Below are 20,924 nucleotides of genomic sequence, written 5' to 3' on the forward strand. Positions count from 1 at the left end.
ATAATAATTATGGAGTTAAAAAAAATTAAATATGTATTACTGCTTATCTGTATTCAGTCTTCTTTTGCTCAAATGCAACCCTTCAAATTGCAGGAAGTAAGGCTTACAGATGGTGTTTTCAAAAAAGCTCAGGATGTTGATTTAAAATACATTTTAGATCTAAATCCAGATAAATTGCTTGCTCCATATCTAATTGATGCAGGATTGCCATTGAAAGCTCAACGATATGGCAACTGGGAAAGTACAGGATTAGATGGCCATATTGGTGGACATTATTTGTCTGCATTAGCTATGATGTATGCCAGTACCGGAAATAAAGAACTAAAAACCCGTCTGGATTATATGGTTAATGAACTGGCTCTTTGTCAGGCAAAGAATGGTAATGGCTATGTTGGAGGAATTCCTAATGGGAAAGTATTTTGGGAACGTATTCACAAAGGAGATATTGACGGAAGTACTTTTGGGTTAAACAATACATGGGTACCTATTTACAATATTCATAAGCTTTTTGCAGGTTTACGTGATGCTTATGAGATAGGAGGTAATAATCAGGCAAAACAAGTATTGATAGGATTAGGCGATTGGTTTATTGAATTGATACAACCACTTTCTACTGAGCAAATTCAGCAAGTATTGAATACAGAGCATGGAGGAATCAACGAAACTTTTGCTGATTTGTATATTATTACCAAAGACAAAAAGTATCTTGATGCAGCAAAAAGACTTTCGCATCTTAAAATTTTGAATCCTTTACTTGAAAAACAAGATAAGCTCACAGGGCTTCACGCTAATACACAAATACCAAAAGTAATTGGTTTTGAAAAAATTGGCACATTGACAAACAATGCTGAATGGGAACATACAGCGGAATATTTTTGGCATAATATTACAGAAAATCGCAGTGTTGCATTTGGAGGAAACAGTGTTCGGGAACACTTTAATCCAACTAACGATTTTAAAAGTATGTTAGAATCCAATCAGGGACCTGAAACTTGTAACAGTTATAATATGCTTCGATTAAGTATGGCTTTATTTTTAGATAATAATGATGTGAGTTATCTTGATTATTATGAACGTACACTTTATAACCATATTTTATCGACTCAACATCCTGAAAAAGGAGGTTTTGTATATTTTACACCCATTCGCCCAAACCATTACAGAGTTTATTCACAACCAGAAACTAGTATGTGGTGTTGTGTGGGTTCCGGGATAGAAAACCATACCAAGTATGGTGAATTAATATATAGCCATTCTGATAAAGACGTTTTTGTTAATCTTTTCATTCCTTCTGAATTGAATTGGAAAGAAAAAGGAATTCAACTGATACAAAAAAATAATTTTCCAAATGAGAATGCTACTGAATTACTATTAAAACTGAATAAAAAACAGACATTCTCTCTTAACATTCGTTATCCTAAATGGGCTGAAAATATTAAAGTTATAGTGAATGGAAAAGCAGAAGTAGTGAAGGCCAATCCTTCAGAATATATTAATTTGAATAGGAATTGGAAAAATGGTGATAAAATTGTTGTGCAATTTACGATGAACACCAAATTAGAATATCTTCCAGACGGTTCTAATTGGGCAGCTTTTGTACGCGGACCTATCGTTTTAGCAGCTAAAACTTCTACAGATGATTTAAAAGGACTTTTTGCTGATGATAGTAGAATGGGACATGAAACAAGAGGAAAATTGTACCCAATTAATGAAGCTTATGCCTTGGTAGACGATTCTAAAAATTATGTTTCAAAATTGCAACCTATTGATAATATGAATTTCAAAATGGATTCATTGACTTTACAACCTTTTTATCAAATTCATGATGCACGTTATCAAATGTATTTTCAAACTTTCACCCAAAAAGATTATGAAAAACAAAAAGAGGCTCAAAAACAAAAAGAAATGGAACTTTTAGCCATTGAAGCTAAAACTGTAGATAAAATTAATTGTGGTGAGCAACAACCAGAGGTGGATCATCAGTACAAAGGGGAACAAAGTAATTCCGGTTATAATGATGAGAAATTTTGGCGTACTACACGTTCCTATATTTCATACCAACTACAAAACAAAAACAATGCAGGTAAATACACTGAAATCACTACTTTGAATGATGCTAATCTTGAAAATATTGAAATTACAATCAATGGAAATGAAGCTAAAATAATTGCCGTTGAAAGTAAGCTTATTAAAATTGAAGTACCAGTAGAAGAGAGTTTTCAATTGAAGATTACTGCCAAAAATAAAATTGTATCGCCTCGTTTTTATCAAATAAGGATTTTAAAATAATTCAAATACAGATTATTTTCAAGTGGTTAAATACTTACGATAAGAGGACATATTGTTAAGGTTTAATAAAATGTTAATTTTTTGTTCTTGTTTTTGTTATCTATTCGTCATAATTATAAGATTATGGATTAATTTTTTTTAGAGTTTTTCAGTATATTCCTGTATTAATTATATAATGTGTAATTAAATAATATTTTAAATATTTATAATTAATTTAATTTTACTTTTTTTTACAAAAAAAATACGCAATCGGTTGTGTTTAATATTATTTTATTATATATTTGTTTAATTCTTAATCTTTTGTTAATTAAGATGTCTGTTGTTTCGTGAATTTTGAGAATCGAGGTTTTTAGAATTTTAGTTAGTGTGGTTTGTAGTAAAGGCCGGGAATTGGTTACTCTCGGCTTTTTAAGAGTCAGTAACTATTTTTGCGATATATATAGAAGTTTTGATGTTGTATAAGAATTAAAAACGCTCGGAAAAATTGAAAAAAGAATGCAATCGGTTGTTTTACTTGTTTAGGTAAGTAATTAGGTTGTGTTATAGAATACGGGAATTATTAATTATAACCAGTCTGATAAGGGTGTATGGAAAGATTCAAAAAAAAACTAAATAAACCAAACATAAACTATTAACTAACAATTAAAAAGACCAGCTCAAGCCTATGAAATAAAAGTTTTTTTTTAAAAAAAATTCACTGTATTTATGTAGTGTAATTTAGCAACCATAAATTAGAATCATTTGAAGTGATTTTATTGATAATGAGGAAGAATATGGTTATTAAAGTTAAGTTCTAATTTTTAACAAATTAAAAAATGTCAAAATATTAATATGAAAATACGATTAATTAAAATTCCACGAAAAACAAATATCGTGGTAATGGGAGTTTTATTTCAGTTTTTGTTTTCGAATGCATTGCTGGCTAAAGGGGTTGGTGTTGATTCACCTTCTTTGGCAACAGAAAAAAAACCAGTCGCGCAACAAATTATCGTTTCTGGGACAATTACATCTTCTGAAGATAAATTACCTGTTCCGGGAGTTACTGTCGCAGTTAAAGGTAATCCAAAATTAGTGGTTGTTACTGATTTTGATGGAAATTATAAAATTAGTTTGCCTTCCAGTGATGCAGTTTTGGTTTTTTCAAGTATTGGATTTAAAACCATTGAGAAAAAAGTAGGTTCGCAAACCATAATTAACATTGTCATGTCTAGTGATCAAACTAATCTTGAAGAAGTGGTGGTTGTAGGTTTTGGTACGCAAAAGAAAGCCAGTGTTATTGGAGCTATTTCTCAAACTACAGGTAAGGTTTTGCAGCGAACGGGAGGTGTTTCCAGTTTAGGAGCTGCGTTGACAGGTAACCTGCCAGGGATTTCTACTTTACAGACAACTGGTAAGCCAGGAGAGGAAGATCCTCAAATTATTATTAGGGGGGTTAGTTCTTGGAATAATAGTAGCCCGCTTATTCTTGTGGATGGTATTGAACGTGAAATTAGTAGTGTTGATATTACTTCTGTTGAAACTGTTTCGGTTTTAAAGGATGCTTCGGCTACTGCTGTTTATGGTGTTCGAGGCGCAAATGGGGTAATTTTGATTACTACTAAAAGAGGGGTTGAAGGAAAAGCAAAAATTGACTTTGGTTTCAACTCTGTAATGAAAACAGCTTCTAAACTACCGGGTAAATATGATGCTTATGATGCTTTACTTATTAAAAATAGAGTAATTGAATACGAATTGAATCAGAGGCCAGACAGTTGGGCTTATATCAGACCACAATCTTTTATTGATAACTATCGCAATCAAACTACTCAGGAGCAAAGAGAGCGTTATCCTAATATTGATTGGCAGGATTTTATGTTTAAAGATTTTGCAATGACTCATAATGCAAACCTGAATATAACAGGAGGAACGGATAAGGTTAAATATTTTGCGGCTGTAGATTATTTACATGAAGGAGATTTAGTTGATTTAATTCCTAATGGGAAAGGTTTTGATTCTGGTTATGCTTTAAATAGATTGAATTCTAGAGCGAATTTGGATTTTCAATTATCAAAAACTACAACTTTAAAAGTGAATTTAGCAGGTTCTTATTCTCAAAAGCAACAGCCATGGAGGGTAATTTCTGAAGGCTATTTGTGGCAAGGGGCTTATACCTTACCACCAGATGTTTATTATCCGAAATACTCCGATGGGGCATGGGGATACCATCCTTTAAATCAGGTTCAAGGGGCGAATTCTGCAATGAACTTGACAATGGGGGGAGCTGAATATATAACAACTACTCGTATTACCTCTGATTTTAATTTAAAACAAGATTTAGGGAAATTTATAAAAGGGCTTTCGGCAAATGTAACTTTTTCTTTGGATAATACTTTTCTTGAAAATCAAAGAGGCGCTAATAATCAAAATTTTACGGTTTATGAAAAATGGATAGATCCGTTAACCGGTATTCCTGTTTTACGTAATGCCCCTGATGGCCTTACTGGTTTTGACTTTTATGAATCTTCTGATTGGACAATTAATGGAGGTTTAATGGATAACGGACAAACCCGTCGTAACTTGACCTATCAGGCGCAATTATTCTATGGGCGTCAGTTTGGTGATCACAATGTTACAGCAATGGGTAACCTTCAACGTCAGGAGTTAGGGATAGGGGCAGATATTCCTTCTTATCGTGAGGATTGGATTTTCCGTGCAACTTATGATTATAAGAGTAAATATTTTGCTGAGTATAGCGGTGCTTATAATGGTACTGAAAAATTTGCTTCTGCAAACCGTTTCGGCTTTTTTAACTCTGGAACTGTAGGTTGGGTAATTTCAAAAGAGAAATTCATGAGTAAACTGACTTTTCTGGATAATCTAAAAGTAAGGGCTTCTTATGGAACAATTGGTGATGACAGTGCAAATGCACGTTTTTTATACTTTGACCAGTATGGCAATGGGATTACCAGACCTAGATTGACTACTACAGAAGGAGAAACCAGTTCTGCTTATGGATGGTTTACTCAAACTTCGATTGGTAATCCTAATATCGGATGGGAGAATGTAACTAAAAAGAATTTTGGTGTGGAGTTCTCAATTTTTGATAAGTTGTTTTCAGGTAGTGTTGATATCTTTAATGATTATAGAACGGATATCCTAATGGCTGGTAGTGATAGAGCGATGCCTTCTTATTTTGGATTTACTCCTCCAAGGGTAAATTTGGGAGCTATGGAGGTAAATGGATATGAATTCGAATTGCACTTTAGTAAGAGAATTAATAATGATGTACGTTTATGGGCTGACTTTGCTTTAACTCATGCTAAAGATAGGGTCATATTTAGAGATGATCCGGGACTTTTACCTGACTATATGAAGAGAGAAGGTTATGCGCTCAGACAAGGTAGGTATATGATTGATCAAGGGTTTTATAATACCTGGGATGAGTTGTATGGTAGTACAGCTTTTGAAACAAATGACTCTAAAATACCGGGTAATTATAGAATAATGGACTACAATGGAGATGGTATAATCAATCAGGATACTGACAGAGTACGATATGGTTATCCTAGTAATCCACAGAATACTTACAACGCTACTCTTGGTGTGGATTGGAAAGGATTCTCAGCGATGGTTCAATTTTACGGTGTAAACAATGTGATGCGTTCTGTGCCAATTTCAACTTTCTCACTAGCGTATTTTAATAATGTTTTTGAAGAAGGAACATATTGGTCTAAAGATAATACCAATGCTGATTCACCTGTACCAAGATTAAATAATACATTAAATGGTGATAGCTGGGGAACACGTTATGTATATGATGGTTCTTATATTCGTTTGAAGAATGCGGAAATTGCTTATAATTTCACTTCAAATTGGGTTAAGTCTATTGGTCTTGAATCCTTACGTGTTTATGCTAACGGTAATAATCTGTTTTTATGGACTAAAACACCAGATGACAGAGAGGTTGATAATGGGGGTATAGCTTATCCTACGGTAAGACGTGTAAATTTAGGTTTTAGATTAACATTATAAAATACAATAAAAATGAAAATATATAATAAGATAATTTTGTATTGTGGGCTTTTCTTTTTTCTTGCAGGCAGTACTTCTTCCTGTACAGATTATTTAGATGTTGCACCAGCATCTTTAGTTAATCCGGAGGATGCTTACAAAAATTTTGTGAATTTCCAAGGTTTTACAGAGGAGTTGTATAATTGTGTTCCCAGTTTTTGTAATCGTGACGATAACAATTTCTTTAATAATGGAGAAGAAGAAATGTGGCAGCAAAATGCAACCAATCAAGGCGCTTGGATTTGGCAAGTTGATTTAGGGAACTATTGGTCATGGCAAAGAGGAGGTTTTGGAAACGGAGGCTCTTTCTTGGATCAAAATACAGATAATTTTAGTACCGATAACAATAAGAGATCTAAATCATTATGGGTTGGTGCTTGGTACGGAATAAGAAGAGCAAACATAGGTCTAGCAAATATTGACAAAATGGTCGATGCTACGCCTGAGGAAAAAAATATAATTGCTGGTCAATTGTATTTTTTTAGAGCTTGGTTTCACATGCATTTAATTACCTATTGGGGCGGAATGCCTTATATAGATTATGTGCTTCCGTCTGATGAACCACTTAGATTGCCTAGGTTGACCTATCAGCAAACTGCTGACAAAATTGCTGAGGACTTTCAAAAAGCTTATGAATTATTACCAGGAAATTGGGATGCAGTACCAGCAGGACAAGCAACAGTTAATAAAAATGAGCTACGCATAAATAAATGGATGGCTATTGCCTATTTAGGTAAAAATTATTTGTATGCAGGGAGTCCATTAATGAATTTGTCTTCAGGTGGTGCTGATGCTTACAACGCTGAATATTGCAAAAAAGCTGCTGATGCTTTTGGTATTTTGTTACAAGCTTCTGAATCTGGTGCTTGTCAGTACAGTTTGATTCCTTGGAGTAAATATTCTGAAAATTATATGACTAATGGACAAGGAGGTAGAATGCCTGGTACAGCAACTGTTAACAATGTTGTTTACAATGAAGCGATTTTTAGAGGTCCTAACTGGGGCGGTACTGATCAATCTACTAACAAACAGTATTTATGTGCTGGGGGAGTTTTACAAGACAGAAGCTGGTCGCAGTATGCTACAGCTAATTATGTGAATTATTTTGGTATGGATACTGGTTTACCAATCAACAGTGTTAGTAAGGCTGATGTTCCAGGTGATCAGGGATCAACTTATGATGTTCATTATCCATGGAAAAATAGAGATCCTCGCTTTTATATCAATTTTGGTTTCGATACTCAAAAGATGGTAAACAGTACTGCTGCTGCTGCTAAAAATTTTGTTTATGCTAATCTTTATACAGGAGGAAATTACAGAGCTGCAAACACGGGTAGTAATACAGGATATCTGATGATGAAATTCAATCCTCTTGGTTTTAATAAGTATGATAATGCATATAACAGACATCAGGTACATACGGCTTGGATGCGACTAGCTGATGTTTATTTGATGTATGCAGAATCAGTAGCTATGGGTTATAATAATATTAACGCTACTTCGACGACTTTTAGTCAGAATGCAGTCTATGCTATTAATAAAGTAAGAAATCGTGTGATATTACCAAACGGAAATCCTCTACCTGGCGTTGCTCCAATATTTCTTACTTCTGTTGAGAGTTTTATGTCTGAGGTAAGACGTGAGCGTGCAGTTGAGTTGGCTTATGAAGGACATCGATTCAATGATTTGCGTCGTTGGCGTTTGTTAATTAAGTCGCCATATAATGTTAAAACAGGTATTAGTTTTGATCGAGCAATTCCTGAAACTAACAATGCTACTCCAACATTTAATTTCCTTGATAAAAATGTTCCTCAAAACAATAGAATAGAAAATTTAAGAGAGTATGTAGTTTGGCAGCGTAATTTTACAGAAAGACATTATTGGCTTCCTTTGAAAAGAGCTGATGCAAATTTGTATCCAGAATTTGCTCAAAATCCAGGTTGGTAATTGCAATATATAATCGAAAAAAGTAAATAATAATGAAATATATCAAAATAGTTTTTTTTATATGCGCAATACACACTCTTTTCTCATTGAAAATGAGTGCACAAGATAACAAGATTGTTGTTTCTGCTGTTGTGCTTGATACTAAAGGAGTACAGGTACCAGGCGCAATCATCACGGATAGTAATAATGTTACTACCATTGCTAATGAAGTTGGTGAGTTTGCATTAACTGTTGAAGCTAATAGTACTTTGTCTGTAAAAGCGTCTGGATATAAATTAAGTACTGTCCAGGCTAAGTCAGATTTGAAGACTATCGTATTACAATTGGATAAATCCAATTTAGTAAATGTAGCCTTCAATAAAGTGGATAAGGTTGACATTCTTGGTGGTGTTTCTAACGTGAATATTGAAGGAATGCTACATACTAACTATTCATTATTCAGTTTAGATAATTTATCTAGTTTTATTCCAGGTTACCATGGTAATATATGGGGGATGAATAGTAAGTTGGTTATTGTTGATGGAGTGCCTCGTGACGAATTCAATGTGTTGCCATTTGAAATTGATGATATTACAGTCTTAAAAAGTGCTGCTGCTGTAGCCTTATATGGAAGCCGTGCTGCTAAAGGGGTAGTTTCTATTACTACTAAGAGAGGTACTGCTAAAAAGAGCAGATTTGACGTTCGTTTTAATAATACGCTTTATACCCCTAAACGTTATGCAGAATATTTGGGTTCAGCTGAATATATGACTCTTTTTAATGAGGCTTTAGTAAATGATGGTATTGCTCCTTTATACTCTAATGAAGAAATAGCTAATTACGCATCAGGTTCCAATCCGTTTCGTTATCCAGATGTTGACTTTTATTCTTTTAAGAATATAAATAAATTTGCCAGACGTTCAGAAATTGTTACTGAGTATAATGGAGGAACTGAAAGTGCACAATTCTATGTTAATGTTGGGAATTACAATACTACTTCATTACTAGATATAGGAAATGGTAAGAAAGAGGGAGAAAATCGTTTTAATGTTAGAGGTAATCTGGATATTAAAATAAATGATATGATTTCTACTAAGATTAATACCAATGTTACTTTTTATGACAATAATACAGCACAGGGTAATTTTTGGGGTGCAGCCGCAACCTTAAGACCTAATCTGATAGCTCCTTTAATACCCTTGAGTTATTTAGGAAATTTAGATGCGGGTTCTCAGGCACGTTTAAGTACTAATCCTTTTATTATTGATGGTCAATATATTCTAGGAGGTACTCAAACACAGGCAACCAATCCTTTCGCAGATATCTATACTAGAGGTACAAGACAAGCTACAACTCGTAAATACCAGTTTGATGCTACTATCAATTTTGATTTAGCCAAAGTTTTAAAAGGTTTGTCTTTTGATACACAGTTTGCCATTGATTACAATACTTCTTACGCACAGAATATTTCTGATAATACTTATGCTGTTTATGTACCAACATGGACAGGAGATAATATTACTTCATTATCTCAAATAGGTAATAACGTTAACAATAATTCAAGAACTTTGGAGGCATCCTATCAGCGTCAAACCTTGTTTTTTTCAGGTGCTTTTAAGTATAAAAATACTTTTAACAAAGTTCACAATGTATCTAGTATGTTAGTAGCTCATGGTTACAAACTTGCTGAATCACAGGTGTATCATGCTATTGGTAGTGCTAACTTAGGTTTTCAAGCCGCTTATAACTTTAAGCAAAAATATTACCTTGATTTTACAGCAAACTATGTACATTCTGCTAGATTTGTAGAAGGTAATCGTGGAGCATTCTCACCAACCGCTTCGATTGGGTGGAGAATAAGTAATGAGGATTTTTTAGCTAATTCTAGTTTTATTGACGATTTAAAATTAACTGCAAGTGCAGGTATTTTGAATACGGATTTGGATTTTGAATCTCTTATTGCAAGCAATGGTGCTTACTTTTTAGAGCGTGATGTTTACAGTACAAATAATGGTGCTTATTTTTCATGGCAGGAAGGTCGTCAGTTGCGTGCTACAGACATTCAAAGGGTAGGTAATCCTGATTTAACTTACCAACAGAGGAGAGAAATCAGTTTTGGAATTGAAGGATCTTTGTTTAAAAATAAGTTACAGTTTAATGCTTCATATTTTGCACATCAGTTGACAGGTATTCCTATTAATGATGTTAATCTTTATCCTAGCTTTTTGTCTGTTCAATTCCCTTCAGCTAGTTCTTTTGTTCCATATGTTAATTATAATGCAGATAACCGTCAAGGTTTTGATGTAGGTGTATCTTTCAATAAGAGAGTGAATAAAGTTGATTTGAATGTAGGTATGGTAGCTACTTATTACACAGCAGATGCTGATATAAGAAACGACATAACTTTTGAAGAAGCGTATCAAAAACGTAAAGGAACGCCTATTGATGCTATTTGGGGGTTAAAGAACGATGGCTTCTATACACAACAAGATATTATTGATAACGATTATCCAACTCCTGCTTTTGGAAATGTTAAGGCAGGGGACATTAAGTATGTTGATATAAATAATGATGGTTTGGTTGATAATAATGATCAGGTTTATCTTGGTAGAGGTGGCTGGGCTGGATCGCCATTAACATTAGGTCTTAATATGACAGCAAAATGGAAACATTTCTCTTTGTTTGTTTTAGCAAACCAAACTAGCGGTTCTGTTGGATTAAAAAACAGTTCATATTATTGGCCAACTGCTGGAGTGAACGCTAAATATTCTGCTGCACTTCGTGATCGTTGGACACCAGAAACGGCTGAAACTGCTACTTATCCAAGGTTGACAACTACAGCTGGAGCTAATAATTATAGAAATTCAGATTTTTGGTTATTCAAAAATGATCGATTTAATTTAGCTAGAATTCAATTCTCATTTGATTTGCCAAAAGAGTATTTACCTAGTAGTGGTTTTATAAGAAATTTAGGTCTTTATGTTAATGGTAATGATTTATTATTAATTTCTAAAGAGAGAAAACATATGGAAACCAATATTGGTTCTATGCCACAGATGAGATCTTTTAATATGGGTTTAACGGCAACATTTTAATTTAAAAAAATTGTATAATGATTAAGAATAAAAACATATTTGTAATTTTAATTCTCTCTATTTTATTTGTTGGCTGTACAGATGTTATAGATCCAGCAGACGAGAATATTCGTGACCAAAATTCAACATACAATGAGCCAAATTTTGGTTTGGGCTTATTGACTCAAGGTTATACCAGGATTCCTACTAATGGCTACAATTTTAGTGAAGTAGCCACAGATGATGCAGTAAGTAATGATGTTAGTAATGGTTTTTTGAGGTTAGCAACAGGGCAATGGACGGCATCTAATAATGCTGCTGATCGCTGGACATCTTGTTTTTCAGGAATACAATACATGAATATTGTTTTAACTGAAGCAGACAAAATGACGTTTGCAGAAGACCCAATTATTGATAAATTGTTTAAAGAGCGTATTAAAGGAGAGGCTTATGGTTTACGTGCTCTTTTTATGTTTAATTTGTTACAGTCACACGCAGGTTGGGTAAATGGAAAATTAATGGGGGTTCCGATTTATTCGGAGGTTTTAAATAAAGATTCTAACTTTAATGTTCCTCGTCAGGATTTTAATACCTGTGTAGCACAAATTTATAAAGATGTGGATAGTGCAGCAGTTCGTTTGCCTCTTAACTATCGAGATATTGTTAACGAAAGTGACATTCCTGCACGTTACCTAGCGATTAATGCTACAGTTGGTGCATATAATAGAACGATGGGTTTGCGCTATTTAGGTTTAGTAAGTGGGATTATTGTAAAAGCAATACGTTCGCAAACATCTTTAATGGCAGCCAGTCCTGCTTTTGCTGATGGGACTGCCAATGGTTCAAACGAAACATGGGCAAATGCGGCTAAACATGCTGCTGAAGTTATTGCCTTCAAAGGTGGTTTAACTGGACTTCCAACTGATTTTAATAGTGGTGTTGCATGGTACAGAAATACATCACAAATTAATGGATTGACTGCGGGATCTAACCCTCCAGAGGTTCTATGGAGGGCAGGAACTTCAAATAATAATGATTTAGAACGTGAACATTTTCCTCCATCTTTGTTTGGTAATGGTCGTGTGAATCCAACCCAAAATTTTGTTGATGCTTTTTATGCAAATAATGGTTATCCAATAACACATCCTTCATCTAATTATAATCAAAATAGTCCTTATGCAAACCGCGATCCTCGTTTAGCAGAGTTTGTTAATTATCATGGAAGAACAGCAGGAGTTACTAATGCTCAAATTAATATGGCAACGGGAACTCAGGATCCAGTAAATAAGGTGTTAACTTCTACTCGTACAGGTTATTATATGAGAAAATTGTTAAGACAGGATGTGAATTATAATCCAAGCGGTAGAAATACGCAGTTGCATTACAGACCACGTATTCGCTATACCGAAATGTATCTTAATTATGCTGAAGCTGCTAATGAAGCTTGGGGGGCAGTTTCCGATCCGGAAGGTTATGGTTACACTGCTTATGATATAATTAAGGTTATTCGTAAAAGAGCAATGAATTTGAATACGGATCCTTATTTAGAGTCTATTAAAAATGATAAGGATGCTATGCGTGAGTTAATTCGTAATGAGCGTCGTTTAGAATTGTCTTTTGAAGGATTCCGTTTTTGGGATTTACGACGATGGAAAGTTCCGTTTTCAAAGTTGACTGAAGATGCTAAAGGAATAACGGTATCTGGAACATTAAATGCTCCTGTTTACAGCACGCCTGCAACCGTTGAAAATAGAGCGTATCAAAATCACATGTATTATGGACCAATTCCATATTTGGAAACTTTAAAATTTACTAATTTGCTTCAAAACGATCTTTGGAATAATTAGAAATATACTTAATAACAAAAATTATGAAAAAACTAATTTTATTTTTATTGATATTGATATCTGCTGCAGGATGTTCAAACGATCCAATATCATTTCCGGATTATGATTATTCTGCAGTATATTTTCCTTACCAGTTCCCTGTGCGAACAATAACTTTTGGAGAAGATATTTTTGACAATACTTTAGATCTTCAGGGTAAGTGCGAAATTATGTGTGCTTTAGGTGGTGTTTATGAAAACAAACAAGACCGAATAATTAATATTGAAATAGCCGATACCATTCCTAGTGGTTATAATTTTACTGGAACCACTAGAGCCATACGAGCTATGCCAAGAAATTACTATACACTAGCATCAAATCAAATCATTATTAAGAAAGGGAGTATTTCTGGAGGTGTACAAGTGCAATTAACGGATGCTTTTTTTGCTGATCCTTTAGCTACAGCTAATAATTATGTAATTCCTTTAATGATGACTACAGTTACTAATGCTGATACTATTTTGCAAGGGAAACCAATTGTTTTAGGTTCTAAACCTAGAAGGCTGAATGGAGCACTTTGGGATGTTCGCGCAAAAGATTATGTATTGTATGCAGTAAAATATATTAATACATGGCATGGTCAATATCTTAGAAGGGGGAGAGATATTTATTCTGGAAATAAAGTAGCTACTACAGTTAGACGCCCTGTGGATGTTGTAACCTATGATGCCTCAGCTGCTGATTCTCAAAAATGGGTTTTTCCATTGACTACACAATCTTTAAATGTTTTGAGATTCCCAATAGTTTATCAGGATAATGCTTCGCAAAATTACAATTGTATTTTAAATTTAAACTTTGATCAAGAAAACAACTGTGTAATCACTTCTTCTGATCCGACAGCTTATACAGTTACTGGTACTGGAAAGTTTGTGAAAAAAGGTGAGAAGAAAAGTTTTGGAGGCCTTGACAGAGATGTTCTTTATTTAGATTATACAATAAATCATATAGGGAAAGGTATTACAACACAAACTAAGGATACTCTGGTAATGAGAAACAGAGGGGTTGTTATGGAACAATTTACTCCTGTTTTAGCTCCTTAAAATTAAATCATAAAGAAATATTTTTTTATATTATTGAAAAAGAATTATTAATTTAATTGATTTTGTTTTCATATATCTAATAGTAAAAACTTTTTTCTAGTTTAGATTTCTTTACTTAAATGTTTTTATAAGAAACAATGAAGTAATTCCTTCATTGTTTCTTATTTTCTTTTATTGGCATTTTACTACATATTTTAAAGAGAACATTTAGGTTCATTTTTTTATCGTCAAAAAAGCAGGTATAATTATTTTTTGTCATAGTTGCAAAAAAAAAAAAAACACAACCGATTGCTTTTTTTGAAATATTATTGAGCCATTTTATAATTAATTCGCTCTGTGATATTTCATACGTATTGTTTGCCATATAGTTATGTTGATTTTAATGAAATAATTTAATTATGAAAAAAAAAATACTTTTTTATAAAGAAAGTACTAAGAATATTTTTTTGATAATATTTTTTTTGTCTTTCGTTCAATTGGTTAACGCTCAACAAAATGTGTCTTTAAGGCGACCTGTTTCACCTGACAAGCCAATGTGGTTAGTTCATATTGATACTTGGAATTATGCAGATCCACAAAAAATTATTGATTTAATCCCCGTAGATATTCGTCCTTATGTTGTGATGAATATTTCACTTTCTATTAGTCATGATGTAGCAACTAGTCAGTTTAAAGTTGCTGAATATGGTTATGAAATAGCTAAGTCTTGGATTAGAACTTGCGCTCAGAATCGCATGTGGGCGATGATTCAACCTTCTAGTGGTGGATATTCCCAGTTTTCAGATTTTGATCTTTCGGTTTATGAAGAGTTTTATAAAGATTATCCAAACTTTATAGGATTCAATTATGCTGAACAATTCTGGGGATATGATGATGCCAGTGACCCGCTTTCCCCATCTTGGTCTAATCGAATGTCTCATTTTGCTAATTTATTAAAATTGAGCAACCAATATGGAGGTTATCTGTCAGTGAGTTGGTGTGGAAACCAATGGAGCCCTGCTATAAATCCTATTGGTATGATGAAACGAAATCCGGCTTTTGCTAAAGCTTGTCGGGATTATACAGAAAATTATATACTGTCCGAAAAATATACTCAAATTTCTTACCAGTCAGATATGGAGAGTATTTGTTTGGGATCTTATCTTTCAGGATATAGTGGGAATTATGGTATTCGTTATGACGATACAGGGTGGACAAATGCCAGTGGAGTCCATGAAGGTTTTACAATGGCTACTGCAGCTGCGCCACATTTTGAACACATGATGCTTACAGGACAAACCGTAATAGATGGTCCGGAGCTTATATGGACACAGTGTTTCCGTGAAACAAACCGTATCACTTCATCAAATGGTTATATGAGTCGAAATTGGGAAACTTTTCCTCAATTTGATAATACTTCTGTAGATATTTTCCGAAAAATATTAGATGGTACGGTCCGTATTCCAACCAGAACTGAAGTTATTGACCGAACTAAGGTCGTAATTGTTAATGATGTTCAATCGGGTACTCCTGATAATATTTATAGTACTCCTGAAACTTTGTTCGAAGGGCTTTACCGTATGGATGGTGATGGTAATTATAAAGATAATAAGAGTTTCTTTAAGAAAACGGGGCGATTTCCAACAATTCCAACGGTTTTTGAATTGGATGATACTGAGGCGAAGTCATTTGATGTCCAGATTAATAAATCAAATTATGCCACTAAATGGCCAACTATAACTTCTAAACAGACTGAATTAAATGCATTGTTTCCTGAAGAATATACCGGAGACTTATTTGTAGGGAGACATGAAAACGGATGGGTGACTTATAATCCATATAAAACAGTAGCTGGAAAAATTGCTAGTGCAAGTATCCCTTTTAAATACAATACATGTGAAAAGGTAGAGCTGACGTATTCACAATATTCTGCAGGAATTATTAAGGAATTTTCAAACAAAGTTAATTTCTATTTGACAAATTATAATGAGTATGATTCGAGTTTAAAGACAGATATTATCAAAATATTTGGAAGTAATTCAGAACCTACCTATTCTTATCTGGATAGAGCCAATCATCAGGCAAGTATTATTACAAAAAACTGGTCTGGAGGGGTACTTACTTTAACAATTCAGCATAATGGCCCTCTTGATTTAACTGTGAATTGTTCGGGTGCAGCAACAGGACGTTTATCAGCTTATACAGAAGCCCGATTAATTGAACCAAATAAACCGTCAGTTTATATTGGGGCTCGTCAAAATGAAGCAGAACATTTTGATTATAAAAACATAAACAGCATTATTACCGGTGGTCAAAATGGTTCTATAAGAAATTATCAGGGTCAGGGATATTTAAATTTTGGAACAAATGCTGCAGCAAGTATAAGAGATGTAATTAAAGCTTTAAGAAAAGGGACTTATCAACTTGAGATAAGATATTCAGCTCCTGTTTCAGCAGTTACAACTATTGATTTATATGTAAACGGGATTAAAGTTGCGACTCCAATATTTAATAAAACCAATGATGAAAGCTCTTGGTTAACGATATCACAAAATATAGAATTGAATGAGGGAGATAATGAAATAAAATTAGAAGCCAATGCGGCAGGTTTGGCAACTATTTATTTTGACAATATTACATTTTCACAGAATGAAAATAATGGAGTTTATAATTTTACAAATGATGTAGCTACTACAAGTGCTAGTTTGCCTGCTGCTAATTTAATTACCGTAAAAAGTGGTAGTGCTGGTGTAATATCATATAAAGATGTAAATAATAATACCAGTAATGCTTTTAAGGCTTATTCTGTGGGGTCAATTAACGGAACAGCAGTGGCAGATTTGGATTTGTTCCAGACTGACGCAAAAGATTATTCTGTTACCTGGAAAGAATATTATTCTACTAATGGAGGTAAAAAAGGTGTTTTATTAAGAGCATCAGGTGCAAATGGTTCATGCACTTATGCTGATGGAATGAAACAAGGATATTTGTTTATTGCTTTAAACAATTCAGATGGAACTATTACACTTATGCCTTATGTTGCTGGTACAGATGGTATTATAGCTAAACCAACTTATACAACCACAACTCTTAAAGTAATGCCGGGTCAACCTGTGTGGTTTAGGGCTTCTGCAATAGCTAATAAGTTAATTTTTGAATGTTCTGCAGACGGTATAAATTGGGAAGGTGCGCCGCAAACAACTTTCCAGGATGCCATTTATACTTCAGGAGCTTCAGAATTAGTCTGGGGATTAGGCTCAAACAATTTGAATTGGGTAATGGACGATATTAAATTTTCTTCATCAAGCATCACCTTATCTAAGCTTGACATGGAAGGGTTTACTTATGTTCAGAGTTCAGGTCCATCAGCCAGTCAAATGTTTTCTGTGTCAGGCAACTCACTTGTAGGAGACATAAGTGTTGAAGCTCCAGTAAATTACGAACTCTCTTTGAGTGCTAATGGCACATATCAGCCTAAACTTATATTACCGCAAATTAATGGAGCAGTAGCCAGTACACCAATATTTGTTCGTATGACATCTGGATTGTCAACAGGTAAAAAGGTAGGTGTAATCACAATAAAAACTACCAATACAATAGACCGTCAAATAAGTTTGACCGGTAAAGTAGATCAAAGTCCAATATTTGTTAAATATGATTTTACAAATGATGTGGCTACAACGTCTGCAACAACACCTGCGGCAATCAATGCAACTATTGGACAAGGGAATGCTGCAACAGCTGGCGTTGTATCTTATACAGATGCCAATAGTTTGACAAGTAATGTTATTAAACCTTATGGTGTGGGGCAAAAAAACGCTACAGGTGTGATAGATTTGAATGCTTTTTCGAAAACAGCTACAAATTACTCTGTAACATGGAAACAATACATTGGATCTGATCCAACTCAATATAAAACAGGCGTTTTGTTAAGAGGTAATACTAGTAAAATAGGTAATGCAACAACAGGATATGTTCAGGGTATTATGGAAGGTTATTTACTATTAGTGTATAATACAGGAACTGATTCACAATTTAGAATTTACCGCTCCACATCAAGTGGATTAACAACCCTAATTAGTACAACTGTAAGTTTGGATCCAATTCCTAATAAGCCTATTTGGTATAGAGCATCTGCTTCAGGAAGTGGTAGTGTTGCATTAAAAATTGAGTATTCAACTGATGGAGTAAACTGGACTACAGGCGGCTCCACTACTGACGGTAGTTCAACTTATTCAGCTGGAGCTACGCAAATTGTATGGGGTTTAGCTGTTAACAGTTTAGACTTTTACATGGATGATATTGCTTTTTCAGGTTTAGATGAATCAGCAACATTAGAAATTGATGATGATAATGACGGTGTACCAAATAATATAGACATTTGTCCAAATACACCAATAGGTCAAGCGGTAAATACCACTGGTTGTTCTCAGACTCAATTAGATGATGATGGGGATGGTATTAAAAACAATGTCGATCTTTGTTCAAATACACCAACTGGTCAAACTGTAAATGCTAATGGTTGCGCTCAGAGTCAATTAGATGATGATAATGATGGTGTTAAGAACAATGTTGATTTATGTCCAAATACACCAACAGCTCAGTCAGTAAGTGCTTCAGGTTGTGCCCAGAGTCAATTGGATGATGATAATGATGGTGTCAAAAATAGTCTGGATATCTGTCCAAACACACCAACAGGTCAGTCAGTAAATGCTTCAGGTTGTGCCCAGAGTCAATTAGATGATGATAATGATGGTGTTAAAAACAATGTTGATTTATGTCCAAATACACCAACAGGTCAGTCAGTAAATGCTTCGGGTTGTGCTTTGGGGCAATTAGATGATGACAATGATGGTGTGAAGAATAATGTTGATTTATGTCCAAACACACCAACAGGTCAGACGGTAAATACCACAGGCTGTGCTCAGAGTCAATTAGATGATGACAATGATGGTGTTAAGAACAATGTTGATTTATGTCCAAACACACCAACAGGTCAGTCAGTAAATGCTTCAGGTTGTGCTTTGGGGCAATTAGATGATGACGGCGACGGTGTTAAGAACAGTGTTGATTTATGTCCAAGTACACCTGTTGGTCAGGCAGTCGATGCTAATGGTTGTATCGCCTTAGGCTCAACGAATTATTCTATTGAAGTTGTTGGAGAAAGTTGTCCAAATAAGAACAATGGTCAAATTACCATCACAGCCAGCCAGGCTTTGACATATTCTGCAACTGTTAATGGAACCCCTAAATCTTTTACAAATAAAATTTTAGCCTTAACTAATCTTAATCCGGGTACTTATGATATATGTATTGATGCATCGGGGACGACTGCAAAACAATGCTATTCTATTGTAATTCCTGCAAGTGCGGCTATTACAGCAAAAACGACATCAACATCTGAAAAGTTAATGGTTGAAATTCAGTCAGGTACCGCTCCTTATCAGGTAAATGTTAATGGAGTACTACAATTTGAAACCAATAATTCCAATTTTGGTGTAGATGTAAGTAATGGGGATGTATTAGAAGTTACAACTTCAAAAGAATGTGAGGGGACTTATGCCAAAACGATTACTTTGTTTGATTTTGTTCAAGCCGTTCCAAATCCTACAACTGGTCCGTTTGATATTTATTTACCAACTAATGACAGCTCAGTAGAAATAGGAATTTATACTGTCACAGGAATGCTAATTTCTAAATCGGTTTACATTATTGAAAATGGTAAAGTACATTTAGATTTAGGAAAAGAACCTGCTGGAGTTTATTTTGTTAGAATACAATCAAATCCTTTAGAAACAATTAAAATCATTAAAAAGTAGTTGCGATATGAAAAAAATAAGTTTATTTATATTGAGTTTGACACTATTTTCTTCTTGTAGCAGTGGTGGAGATGAGGGCGATGCCCAAACTCCACCAACTATTCCAAGTTTAGTTTATCCAACAAATAATTTGGTTTGTATAGACAATACAGTTGAATTTAAGTGGAATGCTTCATCTGATGCTCAAAATGATGTGATTACTTATCAACTAGATGTTGCTACAGATAATGCTTTCACTAAAAATGTAGTTACTTCAACTACCACTTTGTTGAGTAAGTCATTGTCTTTAGAGAAGGGGAAGTTTTATTATTGGCGGGTAAAAGCAATTGATTCTAAAAATAAAGCAGATAAATATACTTCGGTATATACTTTTTTTACTGAAAATCAGGGAATAGTTAACCATTTACCATTTATACCAGAAATAAAATTACCTGTTTTACATTCGGATGTTTCCGGTAGTTCAATAACTTTAAGTTGGACAGCAGTAGATGCAGATAATGATAATTTGTTGTATGATGTGTATTTAGGAACGTCAAACTTTCCTACTCAAAAAGTAGCATCGGATTTGTCGGCTGCTTCTTATACAGCATCTTCATTGACATCTTCAACAAAATATTACTGGAAAGTTGTTGTTAAAGATGATAAAGGAGGAAATACTATAGGTCCGGTTTGGGATTTTAATAAACAATAAGTTTTGCACACAGCAATTATCTTATAAATATCTTTTAAATAAAAGAAGTTTGATATGAGACTATCTAAATTTTAGGACGGTCTCATATCTCTCTTGATATAGAATCGAAAAAAATAAGTAAACAATTTTCAGGAGATATTCTTGATTTTCAAATGATTAGTTTTTTATGA

8 protein-coding genes are annotated in these 20,924 nt (G+C 34.0%); all 8 read left to right on the top strand.

Going from position 1 to position 20,924, the window contains the following annotated elements; translation table 11 throughout:
• The first annotated feature begins 9 nt into the window (after positions 1 to 9).
• The 8 genes from BIW12_RS10400 to BIW12_RS10440 all read left to right on the top strand — a co-directional run bounded on the left by BIW12_RS10400 (position 10) and on the right by BIW12_RS10440 (position 20,754).
• Positions 10 to 2,289, top strand: a complete 2,280-nt coding sequence (locus BIW12_RS10400; RefSeq protein WP_071185055.1) for a glycoside hydrolase family 127 protein — start codon at positions 10 to 12, stop codon at positions 2,287 to 2,289.
• An 831-nt stretch (positions 2,290 to 3,120) separates the two neighbouring features.
• Positions 3,121 to 6,300 (top strand): SusC/RagA family TonB-linked outer membrane protein, encoded by a 3,180-nt coding sequence (locus BIW12_RS10405; RefSeq protein WP_071185056.1) that lies wholly within the window; start codon positions 3,121 to 3,123, stop codon positions 6,298 to 6,300.
• Between the two features lie 12 nt (positions 6,301 to 6,312).
• Positions 6,313 to 8,286 (top strand): RagB/SusD family nutrient uptake outer membrane protein, encoded by a 1,974-nt coding sequence (locus BIW12_RS10410; RefSeq protein ID WP_071185057.1) that lies wholly within the window; start codon positions 6,313 to 6,315, stop codon positions 8,284 to 8,286.
• 92 nt (positions 8,287 to 8,378) lie between these two features.
• Positions 8,379 to 11,360, top strand: coding sequence for a SusC/RagA family TonB-linked outer membrane protein (locus BIW12_RS10415; RefSeq protein ID WP_198033416.1), 2,982 nt, complete (start codon positions 8,379 to 8,381; stop codon positions 11,358 to 11,360).
• Between the two features lie 17 nt (positions 11,361 to 11,377).
• Positions 11,378 to 13,186, top strand: coding sequence for a RagB/SusD family nutrient uptake outer membrane protein (locus BIW12_RS10420; RefSeq protein ID WP_071185059.1), 1,809 nt, complete (start codon positions 11,378 to 11,380; stop codon positions 13,184 to 13,186).
• A 23-nt stretch (positions 13,187 to 13,209) separates the two neighbouring features.
• Complete coding sequence (locus tag BIW12_RS10425; protein ID WP_071185060.1) at positions 13,210 to 14,265, top strand: DUF5627 domain-containing protein; 1,056 nt, start codon at positions 13,210 to 13,212, stop codon at positions 14,263 to 14,265.
• Between the two features lie 398 nt (positions 14,266 to 14,663).
• Positions 14,664 to 20,063, top strand: a complete 5,400-nt coding sequence (locus BIW12_RS10435) for a glycoside hydrolase family 98 domain-containing protein (RefSeq protein ID WP_071185062.1) — start codon at positions 14,664 to 14,666, stop codon at positions 20,061 to 20,063.
• A gap of 7 nt (positions 20,064 to 20,070) precedes the next feature.
• Entirely contained in the window at positions 20,071 to 20,754 is a 684-nt protein-coding gene (locus BIW12_RS10440) for a fibronectin type III domain-containing protein (protein WP_071185063.1), read from the top strand.
• The last annotated feature ends 170 nt before the right edge of the window (positions 20,755 to 20,924 follow it).

It is taken from the genome of Flavobacterium commune (assembly GCF_001857965.1).
Taxonomy (GTDB): domain Bacteria; phylum Bacteroidota; class Bacteroidia; order Flavobacteriales; family Flavobacteriaceae; genus Flavobacterium; species Flavobacterium commune.